This is a genomic window from Amycolatopsis australiensis (assembly GCF_900119165.1).
Lineage (GTDB): Bacteria > Actinomycetota > Actinomycetes > Mycobacteriales > Pseudonocardiaceae > Amycolatopsis > Amycolatopsis australiensis.
Map to the genome: position 1 here is coordinate 1,680,991 of NZ_FPJG01000006.1, position 13,693 is coordinate 1,694,683.

Below are 13,693 nucleotides of genomic sequence, written 5' to 3' on the forward strand. Positions count from 1 at the left end.
CAACCGCGGTCCGGTTGACTCGTTCGTGGGCATGGTGCCGGTCACCGCGTTGTCCCCCTTGCGAGCTACGCGGAACTGTCCACCGCGCGGTGACGTTTCCCGCCGCCGGAATCCCTAGCGTTCGTCACAGCCGCGGCACCCCGGTCGCGGACCTCTCGAAGGAGACGTCATGCGACTGTTCCTGCAGCTCGTCACCGTGGCGGTGGTCGCGTTCGGCGGCAGCCTCTGCACCGGCGCCGTGGACTGGAACACCCCGCTCACGCTGGTTTTCGGCCTCGCCACCGCGGTGCTGTCCGTGCTCGCCTACCGGTGGATCGTGCGGCGGACCGAGCACCGCGCGCCCGCCGAGATCGCGCGGAACAACGCCGCGCTCGGGCGGGGATTGCTGACCGGCACCGCGATGTTCACCGCCGTCATCGCGCTCATCGCCCTGTCCGGCGGCTACCACGTCCTCGGCTGGGGCTCGGTCTCCGGGGCGATCGCGCTGTTCGGGTTCACCGCGGCCGCCGCCGTCACCGAAGAGCTGCTGTTCCGCGGGGTCCTGTTCCGGATCGTCGAGGGGTGGATCGGCACGTGGGCCGCGTTGGCGCTGACCGCGGTGCTGTTCGGCATGGCCCACCTCTTCAACGCGCACGCCACGCTCTGGGGCGCGCTGGCCATCGCCGTCGAGGCCGGGGGCATGCTCGCCGCCGCGTACGCCGCCACCCGGACCCTCTGGCTGCCGATCGGGCTGCACTTCGCGTGGAACTTCGCCGAGGGCGGGATCTTCGGCACCGACGTCTCCGGCACGAACGCCCCCGAGGGCCTGCTCCACGGCGTCATGTCCGGCCCGGCCGCGGTCAGCGGCGGCGAGTTCGGCCCGGAGGCGAGCCTGTACTCGCTGCTGGCCGGCGTGGTCGTGATGACCGGCTTCCTGTGGCTGGCCCGCCGTCGCGGCACCATCGTCCCTCGCCGGCGTCGCGCCGCCGCCGTCGCGGCGTGATCGACCTCCGGCACGTCCCGGACCGGTGGCGGCGGCTCGACGTCACGGTCCGGGACCTCGCGTTCGCGCTGGTGCTCGCCGCGGTGGCGCTGCTGCCGGGCCTGCGCGGCTACGGAACCCAGCTCGGCGAACTGCCGACGCGGCCCATGGACGCCGTGGCGTACGCGGTGGTCGCGGTCTCGTGCCTGGCGTTGGCCGGGCGACGTCGGTGGCCGGCCGCGTGCCTCGCACTCGTGTCGCTCGGGTTCGCTGTCGACCAGCTTCTCGGCTACCACACGGCTTCCGCCTGCGCGCTGCCGATCGCGTTGCTGAGCGCGGCCGCACACCTGGAGCGTCACCGGTGGACGGTCATCGTCGCGGTGTCGGCGGCGTACGTCGCGCTGGCCGTCGCTCTCACCGGGCGCGGGTCGGCGGAAGGCGTGACCGGCTTCGTCACGTTCTACCTGGCGCTGGCTCTCGCGTGGGGCGTCGGAGCGTGGCTGCGGCAGTCCCGCGCGGCCGAGGCGGAGCGTCGCCGCCACGTCGCCGAGACGACCCGCGCCGCCGAACGCACCCGCATCGCGCGCGAACTCCACGACGTCGTGACGCACCACGTGACGGCGATGGTCGTGCAGACCGAGGCGGCGCGTTACCTGACGGCCGCCCCGGCGCGTCTCGACGAGGCGCTGAGCGTGATCACGGAGTCCGGCCGGCTGGCCATCGCCGACCTGCGGCACCTGCTGGACCTGCTGGACCCCGGCCGCGGCGCGGAGCCGCGGAGCCCGTCGGCGGGCTCGCTGCGGGCGCTCGTCGAGCAGACCCGCCGCGCCGGCCAGCCGGTGGAGTTCGCCGAGGAGGGCGGCCCGCGGTCGACGGCGGGCAGCGCCGAGGCCGCGGCGTACCGCGTGGTGCAGGAGGCGTTGACGAACGCGCTCAAGCACGCGCGCGGCAGCCGCACCGACGTCCGGGTCCACCACGGAGAAGGAGAGATAACGGTGGCGGTCACGACCGAGGCCGCAAACGAGACACGCCTGCCGGGAAGCGGCCGCGGCCTGGCCGGCCTGCGCGAGCGGGTGGACGTCCTGGGCGGCGAGTTCACGGCGGGTCATCGCGACGGCGGCGGGTTCGTGGTGCGAGCCCGGATCCCGGCGGGCTCACCGGTTCGCGTAAGCGGCGAGCACGTGGTCCGGTGAGCCGCTCGTGTGCACGCGGCCTTCGTCCATCCAGACGGCGGTGGTACACAGAGCCCGCACGAGTTCGTCGGCGTGCGAAGCGAAGACGAGGACCCCGGAATGGCGGGCGAGGTCGACCAGCCCGACGAGACCGACTCGGTCGCCTTCGCCCCGGAGAGCCTCGATGACCGGGATCTTTGCCGCCGTGCCCACCTGGCCCAGCACGCGTTTCTACAGTGGCCGGGTCTTGGCGTCGAAGATCGGGAAGTCGACGCAGGCGCCCTGGACCTCGATGCGCACCACGAAGACTTCCTCGATTGCCATGCGCGTCCGGTCGAGGATCGGACCCACGCCGGTCGGCGTAACGTCCGGCCGGTGAGTCAGTCCGTCGAGCCGGGCTTGCGCCCGCCGCAGCAAGCCCGGAGTCCCTGCAGAAGATGCTCGCCGCCGCGGAGTCCGTGCTGGCCGGCGGTGGTGTCGAGGAGTTCACCGTCGCGGCGGTCGCCGAGCAGGCGGGGATGTCGGCCGGCGCGATCTACCGCCGGTTCTCCGGCAAGGACCAGCTGCTGTTCGCCGTGAAGGACCAGCTGCTCGGGGAGCTGGAAACCAGCGTCACCGAAGCACGCGCGCGTTGGCGGACACCTAAACCCGCCACGGCCGGATCTTTCCCGAACTGCTCGACGCCCAGCGTGCCGAAGGACGCGAGCGTGGCCTCCGGGGTTTGGCCGCGATCCAGGACGCCTTCGTCGAAGCCGTCGGGCCGTGTCTCGGGGAGATCCGCCGTCCCGACCGCGGGCAGGCGGTCCGGACGGCCGCGCGGACCGTCATCGGCTCCTGCGTGCGCCGGGCCGCCACCTGCCGGTTCTGGCCCGACGAGCTGACCTGGACCGCGTGGGCTGCCGAGACGTCCGGAATGGTGCTCGCCTACCTCGCGGATCCCGGAATTGTCGGTGCCCCCGGTTACGCTGCGCGCGAGTCCTGAACCGGGGAGGCACCATGACCACCACGCACACGCTGCAAACGCCCGAGGCCGACATCGTCTACGACGTCCACGGCCCGGCGCCCGCCGAAAGTCCGCGGCCGCCGCTTCTCATGGTCGGGCAACCCATGGAAGCCGCCGGTTTCGGCACGCTCGCTTCGCACTTCCCGGACCGGACCGTCGTCACCTACGACCCGCGGGGGCTCGGGCGCAGCGTCCGCAAGGACGGTCGCGAGGACCACGTGCCCGCGGTGCAGGCGGAGGACCTGCACGGCGTCATCCAGGCGCTCGGCGTCGGCGCGGTCGAGGTGTTCGGCAGCAGCGGGGGTGCGGTCGCCGCGCTGGCGCTCGTCACCGCGCATCCCGGCGACGTCAGCACGCTGGTGGCGCACGAGCCGCCGCTCGTCGGCGTGCTGCCCGATGCCGCGGCGGCCGAGCGGGCCGGGAAGGCCGTCCGGGATGCCTACCAGGCGCGCGGCTTCGGCGCCGGCATGGCGGCTTTCATCGCGATGACGTCGTGGCAGGGCGAGTTCACCGACGAGTATTTCGCGCGCCCACCGGCGGACCCCGCCCAGTTCGGCTTGCCGGCGGAAGACGACGGCCGCCGCGACGACCCGCTGCTGACCGAGCGGTCGTTGGCGGTCACCACCTACCGGCTGGACGTCGACGCACTGACCGCGGCACCGACGCGGATCGTCATCGCGGAGGCCGAGGAGTCGAAGGACGCCCTCACCGGACGCACAGCCCGCGCGACGGCGGAGCGCCTGGGCCGGCAGGCGACGGTGTTTCCCAGCCACCACGGCGGTTTTCTCGGCGGTGAGTTCGGCTACGCCGGTCAACCGGAGGCTTTCGCGCGGAAGCTGCGGGAGGTTCTCGAGGGCTGAGCGGACGCTCCGGCGCATCAGTGGTCGACCGGCTCGGTGGTGGAGACGGCCGGTGCGTGACCGGGTGTGCTCGTGGGCGCGGCGGGCGTCGCGAGGGCCAGCCCGGCGACCAGCGCCAGGGTGACGAGGAACAGCGCGGTGCGGAAGAGCGCGGAAACGGAACAGACGACCATCATGGCAGGCTCCTGAGGTTTTCCCGGACCAGCGGGGACGTTTCCGCGGTGACGCGCGGAATTTCGGACTGGGTTGATGGTGCGCGCCGCGGGATCTGCGTGACAAGGCGTTTCCGTTGCCGGAAACCGCCGGGCTGGGAAACTCGCGGTGCGGGGAGCGGTTGGCGCGGGGAACAGGCGGTGCGGGCGACGGCCAGCGCGGGGAAGGGGCGGTGCGAGGAGCAGTTGGCTCGGAAAGCCTGGCGGGGAGCAGTTGGCACGAGGAACAGCCGGTGCAGCGAACGCCTGCGCCGGAGACCTCCCGGCTGGGAACCGCCGAGCCGAACCAGCTCGACGTGACCCGCTCGTCGTGCATGACCAGGCGGGCGCCGTCCCGCCGGTTGGATCCGCGGCCCGCGAAACGGCATCGGCCGATCGATGCATGGGGGAAGGACGGCCGGCGGCCCGGGCCCGCCGGCCTGCTCCCGGTCAGCCCAGCAGGGCGACCAGCTGGCCGAGCACGATGATCAAGTGCGTGTGCATCGCGTTCCCCTTTCCGGATCGTTCCTCGTTCGCCGAAGGATTTCGGCGGAATGAGCGTCGCCCGGCAAATTCGGTGGCGAAAGGCGTTTCCCGTTGCCAGTCATGAGGAAACCGCCGGAAACGGAAGACGGTTTCGTGGCCGACGGGGGTGAAAGGTAGACTTCCCCGGAGGCGGACGAGACGGAGGTGACGGTTTGGCTCAGCGGCCGGCTGAAGCGAAGATCGCCGCGCTCACCGCGGAGCTGAAACTGCTTCGCAAAGGCCTCGGTGTCCAAGCGAAGAACCTGCCGCGGGGCGTCGGCGAAGAACTGCGTGCGGTCTGTGGCGTCCACGAGGACGACAGCCCGGGAACGGTTCGCGCGAAGGTCGTCGGCACGCTTCGCGCGTTGATCGGGAAGCTGCCGGACGCGCAGCAGGAAACGGCCCGGATCGTGCTCGGCTTCAGCGCCGGCGCGAACGAGCGCTACACCGCGCGGCTCGAACTGCTCGGTACCGGCGCCGACCGCAACGTCCGGACGATGCAGCGTCGCGCCGACGACGTCCTCTACCTCATCGCCGAGGCCGCGTACGAGCAGCCGGCGGCGTTCGGGGCGGCCACCGGCGGCGCCGGTCCGTGGCACACGTCGGCTCTGGCGGTGCGGCTCACGCTCGACGGCGGTGCCGCCGAGGTCTTCGAAACGCGCCGGATCGTCAGCCACGTCGCCGGGCTCGCCGAGATCGAGCACGGCGTCTCCCTCGCGCGGCCCGCCAGCACCACCGGACGGCCGGACCTGTCCAAGCTCGGCATCGACGTCGTCTCGGGCGGCGAGGTGCATTCCGTGCGGATGGTTTCGGCCACCCGGGTCGCCTTCCGCCTGCGCCCGCCGCACGCGCTCGACGCCGGTGACGAGCACGAGTTCTTCTTCCGCGTCAAGCTCCCGGAGCTGCCCGCGCCCTTCTACTGCTGCACGCCGGAGTTCCCGTGCGACAGGCTTCGACCTCAACATCCGGTTCGACCGGCAGGCGCCGCCCCAGCGCGTCTGGCGCATCGACGGCGACTTCTCCCGGGAGGCGGAGGACCCGACGCCGGCCCGCAAGCCGCTGTTCCTCGACAACGCGGGTGAGGTGCGGGTCGCCTTCCAGGGGCTCCAGCCGGCGAGGTCCTACGGCGTCGGCTGGCAGCCTGCCGGCTGACCGGCCGGGGCGGCGGACCGGCTGATCAGCGCCGTGCGTGCCATCATCGGGCCATGGTCACCCTTCGCGACGCCCGCGAGCCGGAGCTCAACAGCGGGATCCTGCCCGGGAACGTGCGGGCCGACGACTGGATCATGCTCGTCCTCGCCGCCGGGTCGGTCGGGCTGCTGGGCTTCATGCTGCTCAGCCCGCCGGCGCGGGACGCCGGACTGGTGATCTTCTACGTCGACTGCGGGATCTGCGGGATGTTCTTCCTGGAGTTCCTGTGGCGGTGGCGCAAACGCCGGTGGGCCAGGAAGTTCCTGGTGCGCAACTGGTACGAGCTGTTCGCCATGATCCCGGTCGCGCACCCGGCGATGGCCGCGCACAAGTTCGTCAGCGTCGTCCTGCTGCTCGTGCGGATCGGGCGGGCCGCGGACCGGGCCGTCGGGGAGCAGTTCACCTACCGGCTCGTCGACAAGCTGTCCGAGCCGATCGTGAAGGCGATCAAGAAGCCGGTGACCATCGCGGTGCTCGACGAGGTCGTCAAGGTGCTGGAAACGGGCAACTACCCGGAAAACCTCGCCAAGTCGCTCGGCGCCAACAAGGAGGAGCTGCGCGCCATCATCACCGAGAAGATCGCCGCCGACCCGCAGCTCGGGAAGCTCAAGCGGCTCCCGTTCCACGACGAGATCGTCCGGACCGTCGTCGACACGTCGTTCCGGGTGCTGCTCGAAGTGCTCCTCGACCCGCGGATCGACGACTTCTTCTCGGCCGTGGTGCGCGACAACCGCGAGCAGATCCGGCTGGCCGTGCAGCTGGGGCTCAACGAGATCGGCGACGAGGAGAAGGAGAAGTCCCTGCGCGTCCGCACCCAGCACTCGGCGGCACTGGAGTACGACCGGCTGCACCGCGGGCGCTGATCCGCCGAACGCGGCCACGACCTCGCCGGCGAGCAGCCGCGCGCTCCCCGGATGATCGACGCCGCCGAGCGGGACGCCGGTCTCGCCCGGGTGCCGGCCGAGTTCATCAAGCGGGTCGTGGCGGCCGCGCTCGCAGGTACTCGCTGAGCCGGGCCGCCGCGTCGAGCATCGCGACGCCTCGCGCCGTGAGCTTCTCCTGCCACGTCCGCAGCGCGTCGGCCAGCGACTCCATGCCGCCCGCCGTGCGGACCTGCTCGACGACCGTCGCGATGTACGCCAGCGGGTAGCCGCCGCGGCGCAGCAGGTGGGTCAGCTCCGCGTCGCGGATGTCGGCCGCCCGGAACACCCGGTAGCCGGTCGCCGGGTTGCGGGCCGGGACGAGGATGCCCGCGCGTTCCCACGCCCGGATGGTCGCCGCCGTGACGTCCAGGCGGTGGGCCAGCTCGCCGATCGACCAGCCGGCCCCGGCCGGGCGCGGGGCCGGCTCGGCGGTCACGTGGCCGATGGCCTTCCGCACCGCGTCGAGGGTTTCGCGGTCGCGCAGCAGCTGCAGGTGCCCGCGGTCGACGAGCGTCAAGGCTCGGCCGAGGTCGTCGTCGTGGACGGCGTGCATGATCCCGCCGGCTGTCGCGTGCCCGTACGCGGGGACCAGCGCCAGGAACGCCCGCAATGCTGCCGCGTGCACCGCGGTGTAAACCCGGTAGCCGCTCGCCGTGCGCGACGCGGGCGGCAGGAAGCCGTCCCGCTCGTAGTTGCGGACGGCCTGCGTGGAGATGCCGTGCTCACGGGCCAGATCGGCAGGTCTCAACCGAGTGTTCAAGGATACGATTCAACCACATGGACCTCACCGACTGCGCCGCCGACCTGCTCGCCCTGGGCGAGCCCACGCACTTCGAACCCGCCTTCGCGCGACTCCGGAACGACCTCTTCGCCCAGCTCGCCGAGCACGGTTTCCGGTCGATCGCGCTGGAGACCGACCGCGTCGCCGCGCTCGACGGCGGCTTTTCGCACGACCTCGGCGAGGTGGACGCCAACCGGCAGCTGCTCGCGTGGCTGGAGGAGTACGACGAACCGCTGACCTTCCACGGTTTCGACCCGCCGACCGAGATGTTCAGCGCCCCCAGCCCGCGGACCTACCTCGAGCACGCCCGCGACTACCTGGGCCTCGACGCCGACATCGCGGCGCTGGCCGGCGACGATGAGCGGTGGAGCCGGTCCGAGGCGATCCTCGACCCGGCCGCGTCGCCGGGTGCGTCACCCGAAGCCCGCGAGCTGCGGGTGGTCGCCGACGACCTGCTCACCGCGCTGCTCGCGCATGCACCCCGGCGCAGCGCGGACCGCGCCGCGTGGGAGCGGGCCAAGGTGCACGCCATCGCGGGCCGCGGCCTGCTGCGCTACCACGCGGCGTCGGCCCAGCCCGGCGACCGGGACACGCGGATCGCGCGTCTCGCGGGTGTGCGCGCGGTGCTCATGGCCGAGAACCTGCTGGACATCCGTGCCGTCGAAGCCGGCCGCGGCCCGACGCTGGTGTTCGCGCACAACAGTCACCTGCAACGCTCGGGGTCCGGCGCGGGCGCGATCGTCTCGGCACTGCTGGGCGACCGGTACGCCTTCGTCGCCGGCAGCCTCGGCCGCAGCGAAGACCTCGGTCTCGGGGAACCCGCCCCCGACACGTACGAAGGCGTCCTGCAGCGCGGCACGAAGACGTGGAAGCTGACCGCGGACCTGCCGTCCGGCCGCAAGCGAGCCGACACCAAGCCCGAACGGGGTTACTTCGGGCTGGACCGAGACGTCCTCGACGGCGCCACCGCGGTGTGGCACATCGCGCGAGGTCGTGAGTGAGAACCAGGGTTCTAAGCCTGCTTCTCACTCACGACCAGCCGCGGCGGACCGGTTACGGGTAGCTGACCACGTTCACCGGCACCGTGCCCGAAGGTGTGGTGCCGCCGGTGTCGTTGATGACGTGCGTGATCGTGCCGCGGTAGTTGAGCGACACCGTCAGCAGGCTGTGGAACCGGACACCGGTGGTGTTCGGCACCTCGAACGCGTGGTAGCTGGACACCGCCGGATTGGTGTCGAAGAAGCAGTAGCTCCCGAGACCCCACGCCTCATGCGACGTCACGTTCACCCCGACCTTGTAGGCGGCATACCCCGCGACACCCGACGGCGCGTTCCACGACGCCTGGTCCGGCACGTCGTAGGGCATCTCGTTCTGGAAGAAGATCGTCCGGCCGCCCTGGCCGTTCCAGATCACCTGGTACTTCTGGTAGTGCTCGACGAACAGGCCGGTGGCCAGCACGTTCGCCCCGTTCACCAGCAGGCCGGTGTCGGCGGTGTTGGTGTTCCAGCCGACCGTGCCCGCGTTGCCGTGGTCGGCCCGCCACGCCCAGATGTGGTCGATGATCGTGTCGGCGCTGTTGACGACCAGGCTGTTCGTCGCCTTGCCCGCGATCTCGCCGCCGATCCGGAAGAAGACGTCCTGGACCGTCGTCGGGTTCGCCGCGTGCGACGCCGACGACCCGGACTGGCCGACCGTCAGCAGCGCCTGCGAGTTCGTCGTGCCCGCGTCGAAGAGCAGGCCCTTGAGCCGTACTCCGTCCACATCGGACACCTGCATGGCGTTGACGCCGTTGTCGGGCACCAGCGTCGGGTAGCCGATGCCGAGGATCGTCGTGTTCGCGCGGGTCACGTTGAGCGTCTGGTTGAGGTGGTAGATGCCCGGCGTGAAGAACAGGTTGCAGCCCGCGGCGAGTGCGTTGTTGATCGACGCGGCGGTGTCGCCCGCCTTGACGACGTAGAACTGGCTCATCGGCACCGACGAGCCCGGCGTGCTGCCGTTCGCCCAGCTCGGCCCGGACGCGTTCGTGCGCAGCGAAGGCAGGAACACGCGGTACTTGCCGCTGCTGTCGACGTAGAGGTAGGGCACGTCACGCGAGACCGGCGTGGTCGCCAGCGTGGTTTCCGGCGGGTTCGGGAACGTGTTCGCCGGCGCGCCGCTGGTGCCGGAGAAGACCATGTTCCACACGCCGCCGTTCCAGCTGCCCAGCGCGGAGTCGCGGGTGTACCACTGCTGCTGCGACACCGACGCGGCCTGGCCGGACACCTTCGTGTCGGCGATGTAGCCGCCGCTGGCGTAGCCGTAGCTCGCCGGGTACAGCTGGAGCCCGCCGCGGATGTCCATCCGGCGGAACGGCGCAGCCTGCGCCACCGCCCACCGGTCGTTGCCGCTGGAGGGGTTGACCGCCATGTTCTCGGCCGAGCGCCAGAAGTTCTGCAGCGCGACGCCGTTGTCGGAGGCGTTGAAGGCGTCCACGGTGATGTCGCCGTTGATCACGACGTCACCGGGGTTCTGGCCGAGACCGGCCACCGACGTGTAGAAACCGACGTTGTCGTGCACGTTGTACGTGCCCGGCTTGAACAGGTGCGCCACCCGGCGTTCGGCGAACTGCGCGGTGAGCGTGTCCTTCTGGTTGTTGAAGTCCGTGTCCAGCTGCGCCTGGATGGTCGCCGCGGACATACCGGGGTCGAAGATCCGCACGTTCGGCCCGAAGCTGGGGGTGTCGGACTGGGTCGGGCAGCCGGCCTGGGTGCCGATCGTGTAGGTCGCGCTCGACACCGCCGAGTCGGCCGAGCCCGGCTTCGTCGCGATCGCGTTGACCGTGCGCGACGCCGTGACACTGATCGGTCCGCTGTAGACCGGTGACGACGGCGTGGGCGTCGATCCGTCCACTGTGTACCGGATGGTCGCGCCCGCGGTGGCACTGCTGATGGTCACCGTCTGCGCGGACGAGTACGTGCCGCCGGGCGGGCTGAACGTCGGCGCCGCGACCGTGGTCGTCCCGCCGCCGCCGACGGTGTAGCTGAAGTGCGGGGTGTCGTACTGCGGGCCGTTCTTCTCGTAGGTGAACCAGTAGTCGAGGACGTTCCCGCTGCTCAGCCCGCCGACGGTGGTCCGCCAGGTGCCGGAGCCGTTGGTCATCCGGACGTTCTGCTGGCCGAGGCCGGGGACGCCGGTGTAGTGGACGTCCACGTAGAGCGCCGGGGTGGTGGGGGTGAAGCTGATCTGCACCTGCGTCGAGCTGAGCTGGCTGACGCTCTGCGTGTAGTCGTCCGCGGCGAGCGCGGCGGGGGCACTGAGCCCGGCCGCCACCAGCAGCGCGGATGCGACGAGCGCGAGCCCCGGGCCGCGTCGTCGTAACTTTTCCAAGGTCCGGTTCACGCCGTGACACCTCCGCCGTTGGGGATCCACGAGTGCATTTGTTGCGAGTCACAACAAAGTAGCTCCCGGTCAGCGGTGCTTCGATCACTTTTCGATAACAGTTGTCTGGACCAATAACTCGCGTGGGTGTCCCGCCGCGGACGGTTGGTCCGGTTCGTCGCGCACTGGGCGAATGACTGAACCGAGAAACATCCGTCAGGCGGGTGACCTCGAACGAGTGACATGCGACCATCTCGTGCCACACCTCGTCCCCTACCGAGGAGTAGGCAATGGCGCCTCCACGGCTGTTCCGGTCCCTCGTCGTCCTCTCCCTCATCGCGGCCCCGCTCACGGTGGCCACGTCGACCGCCGAAGCCGCACCGCTGCAAAGCGGCGGCGTGGTCAGCTTCGGCTGCGCCACCTCCGGCAAGTTCCACTGCCTCGGCAAGGCGATCCGCTCGCCGAAGGGCGCCGGCCCGTTGCTCACCTCCACCCCGGTCGGCTACGGCCCGGCCGAGATCCAGGCCGCCTACCGCCTCGGCGGGCTGCACGCGAACGGCCGCACGGTCGCCATCGTCGACGCCATGGACGCGCCGACCGCGGAGGCGGACCTGGCGAAGTTCCGGTCCGCGCGCGGCCTTTCGCCGTGCACGACGGCCAACGGCTGCTTCAAGAAGGTCAACCAGAACGGCGCGGCGAGCCCGCTCCCGGCGCCGGACTACGGCTGGGCGATGGAGATCAGCCTCGACCTCGACGCCGTGTCGGCAACCTGCCCCGACTGCCACATCCTGCTGATGGAGGCCAATTCCCCGGACACGGACCCGCTGATGACGGCGGTCGACACGGCCGCGGCGACACCGGGCGTGGTCGCGATCTCCAACAGCTACGGCGGCACGGAGGATTCGACGATCCTCGCCGCGGACGCGCACCTGAACCACCCGGGCATCGCGGTCACGGCGTCCTCGGGCGACTCCGGGTACGGCGTCAGCTGGCCGGCGTCCTCACCGTACGTCACGGCGGTCGGCGGCACGACGTTGACGAAGTCGACGAGCACCGCGCGCGGCTGGACCGAGACGGCGTGGAAGGGCAGCGGCAGCGGGTGCTCGGCGCTGGAGGCGAAACCCGCGTGGCAGCACGACACGGGGTGCGCGAAGCGGACGGTCGCGGACGTCTCGGCGGTCGCGGACCCGGCCACCGGGCTCGGCGTCTACGACACGTACAACAGCTGCGGCAGCTCGTCGTGGTGCGATCTGCTGCTGTCGCTGGGCGTGGCCCAGGGCGCGGACGGCTGGGTGCAGGTCGGCGGCACGAGCCTGTCCTCGCCGGTGATCGCGAGCGTGTACGCGCTGGCGGGCAACTCGGTGACGTCGGGGTCGTACCCGTACGCCCACACCGACGGGCTCTACGACGTGACGTCGGGTTCGAACGGCAGCTGCGGCGGGACCTACCTCTGCACGGCCGGGCCCGGGTACGACGGGCCGACCGGGCTGGGCACGCCGAACGGCACCTCAGCCTTCTGAGCGCCGGATCGGCTCGCCGAGCGCCGCGGTCAGCTCCGCGTCGATCCGCGTGAGCAGGTCGCCGAAGACGCAGACCGTCGCCTCCCACGGGTGCCCGAAGGTGCCCAGGCGGAGGTCGTGCGTCAGGTGGAGGTGGTAGTCCCCGTCCGGGAAGACGGCGCCGGGCCGGCGTGGCCCGGCGCCGTCGACCCGTGCCGGGTCGAAGCGGTAGCCGACGTGCTGCCAGTCGAGCCAGTACAGCTGCTCGCCCGGGGCCACGCACGCCCGCAGTCCCTTGTGGACGATGAGGTCCATGGCGTCCAGCCGGGTGCCGTCGAGGTCGCCGACGTGCCAGGTCGCCGAGCCCGCCGGTTCGGCGATGCCGGGGAACCGCCGGGTGTGCGGGCGAAAGGCGAACTGCTCGGCGAAGCGGGTCCAGATCTCGTCGTGCTCCGGCTCGGAGGACAGCACGCGAACCGGACGTGTCCTCGCGGGTTCGCGGGGTGACGGCAGGTGGTACCGGGTGACCGTGGTGAGCACGCTCATCCCGGCGGCCTCGAACGCCTCGCACAGTGCGCCGGTCGCTTCCGCGAGCAGGAACCGGACGCCCCGGTGCGGTCCCGCGACCCGCCAGTCCTGGGCGACGAGCGTCGCGGCGAAGCCGGGGCCGGTCACGCCGCCGACGACCATGACGTCGCCGATCGCCTCCAGCCAGGCCGCCCGGTCGCCGTCGAGAATCACCTCGGAGGACTGGCGGAGGTGAGCCGCGTCGGCGAGGAATTCCGGAAAGGGACGGCGGTGCGGACCGGACTCGGCGGCCAGTCCCGCGACGCGCCGGAGCCACGGCCAGTGGTGGCCGGCTCGGGGAAGCCGGATGGTGTCCGTCCCGATCGGACAGCCGAGGACCGCGCGCTCCGGCTCCGCCGTGAAGCCCGCGGCGCGCAGCCTGCCGGCCAGTCCGGCGTCGGTGCCGTACACCGGCCACACCGCCGGTTCGTTGTGGCGCGCGAACGCCTCGGCCTGGCGGGCGACCAGCGCGTCGAGATCAACCTCCGGCAGCGGCCCGTGGGCGGCTTCGCCGTGCGTGCCGTAGTGGGTCCGGACGATCGGACCGTCCCGTTCGATGACCGCGCCGGCCGGCGGGATCACCGGTACGGCGCCGCGCAGGCGGTCCAGTGCTTCCTCCATGCCCGCGATCTTCCCCGGTCGGGTGACGTTCGCGCACTGCGT

General features: G+C 71.6%; 13 protein-coding genes and 1 pseudogene. 9 read left to right on the forward strand and 5 right to left on the reverse strand.

All coding sequences use genetic code 11. From position 1 onward, the window contains the following. Positions 1-169: 169 nt before the first annotated feature. Together BT341_RS09350 and BT341_RS09355 are read left to right on the forward strand one after the other, a co-directional pair. On the forward strand, positions 170-982 hold the full coding sequence (locus BT341_RS09350; protein WP_072475896.1) for a CPBP family intramembrane glutamic endopeptidase: 813 nt from the start codon (positions 170-172) through the stop codon (positions 980-982). Then, a complete protein-coding gene (locus tag BT341_RS09355) occupies positions 979-2,154 on the forward strand; it encodes a sensor histidine kinase (protein WP_072475897.1) in 1,176 nt (391 codons plus the stop codon). The genes BT341_RS09350 and BT341_RS09355 overlap by 4 nt, the downstream gene beginning before the upstream one ends. Here the strand turns inward: BT341_RS09355 and BT341_RS09360 are convergent. Continuing rightward, positions 2,116-2,358: a hypothetical protein gene (locus BT341_RS09360; protein ID WP_072475898.1), complete on the reverse strand. Its 243-nt coding sequence runs from the start codon at positions 2,356-2,358 to the stop codon at positions 2,116-2,118. The genes BT341_RS09355 and BT341_RS09360 overlap by 39 nt on opposite strands. Before the next feature lie 212 nt (positions 2,359-2,570). Here BT341_RS09360 and BT341_RS46310 point away from each other — a divergent pair. From BT341_RS46310 to BT341_RS09370, 3 genes and pseudogenes are all read left to right on the forward strand, one after another. After that, positions 2,571-2,651: pseudogene (locus BT341_RS46310) on the forward strand (TetR/AcrR family transcriptional regulator); the annotation flags it as partial. A gap of 203 nt (positions 2,652-2,854) precedes the next feature. Next, positions 2,855-3,115, forward strand: a complete 261-nt coding sequence (locus BT341_RS46315; protein ID WP_245805401.1) for a hypothetical protein — start codon at positions 2,855-2,857, stop codon at positions 3,113-3,115. A 14-nt stretch (positions 3,116-3,129) separates the two neighbouring features. Continuing rightward, positions 3,130-3,996 carry an alpha/beta fold hydrolase gene (locus tag BT341_RS09370; RefSeq protein WP_072475899.1) on the forward strand — a complete coding sequence of 289 codons (867 nt, stop codon included), beginning with the start codon at positions 3,130-3,132 and terminating at the stop codon, positions 3,994-3,996. A 17-nt stretch (positions 3,997-4,013) separates the two neighbouring features. On the opposite strand, the gene BT341_RS45210 is transcribed toward BT341_RS09370, so the two are convergent. Beyond that, positions 4,014-4,172: a hypothetical protein gene (locus tag BT341_RS45210; RefSeq protein ID WP_177328771.1), complete on the reverse strand. Its 159-nt coding sequence runs from the start codon at positions 4,170-4,172 to the stop codon at positions 4,014-4,016. A 713-nt stretch (positions 4,173-4,885) separates the two neighbouring features. On the opposite strand from BT341_RS45210, the gene BT341_RS09375 reads away from it, so the two are divergent. Both BT341_RS09375 and BT341_RS09380 read left to right on the forward strand, forming a co-directional pair. Beyond that, positions 4,886-5,794, forward strand: coding sequence for a hypothetical protein (locus BT341_RS09375; protein WP_072475900.1), 909 nt, complete (start codon positions 4,886-4,888; stop codon positions 5,792-5,794). 123 nt (positions 5,795-5,917) lie between these two features. Next, positions 5,918-6,766, forward strand: coding sequence for a hypothetical protein (locus BT341_RS09380; RefSeq protein ID WP_072475901.1), 849 nt, complete (start codon positions 5,918-5,920; stop codon positions 6,764-6,766). Positions 6,767-6,872: 106 nt separating this feature from the next. Here BT341_RS09380 and BT341_RS09385 read toward each other — a convergent pair whose 3' ends face one another. Continuing rightward, positions 6,873-7,586, reverse strand: coding sequence for a TioE family transcriptional regulator (locus BT341_RS09385; protein ID WP_072475902.1), 714 nt, complete (start codon positions 7,584-7,586; stop codon positions 6,873-6,875). A 17-nt stretch (positions 7,587-7,603) separates the two neighbouring features. Here BT341_RS09385 and BT341_RS09390 point away from each other — a divergent pair, with 17 nt between their 5' ends. Then, the gene (locus BT341_RS09390; protein ID WP_072475903.1) at positions 7,604-8,608 is read left to right on the forward strand and encodes an erythromycin esterase family protein; all 1,005 of its coding nucleotides are present in this window, start codon (positions 7,604-7,606) and stop codon (positions 8,606-8,608) included. A 52-nt stretch (positions 8,609-8,660) separates the two neighbouring features. On the opposite strand, the gene BT341_RS09395 is transcribed toward BT341_RS09390, so the two are convergent. After that, entirely contained in the window at positions 8,661-10,985 is a 2,325-nt protein-coding gene (locus BT341_RS09395; protein ID WP_072475904.1) for a chitobiase/beta-hexosaminidase C-terminal domain-containing protein, read from the reverse strand. Between the two features lie 269 nt (positions 10,986-11,254). Here BT341_RS09395 and BT341_RS09400 point away from each other — a divergent pair, with 269 nt between their 5' ends. After that, on the forward strand, positions 11,255-12,484 hold the full coding sequence (locus BT341_RS09400; RefSeq protein ID WP_072475905.1) for a S53 family peptidase: 1,230 nt from the start codon (positions 11,255-11,257) through the stop codon (positions 12,482-12,484). Here BT341_RS09400 and BT341_RS09405 read toward each other — a convergent pair. After that, positions 12,473-13,651 carry a DUF2716 domain-containing protein gene (locus BT341_RS09405; protein WP_072475906.1) on the reverse strand — a complete coding sequence of 393 codons (1,179 nt, stop codon included), beginning with the start codon at positions 13,649-13,651 and terminating at the stop codon, positions 12,473-12,475. The genes BT341_RS09400 and BT341_RS09405 overlap by 12 nt on opposite strands. Positions 13,652-13,693 lie beyond the last annotated feature (42 nt).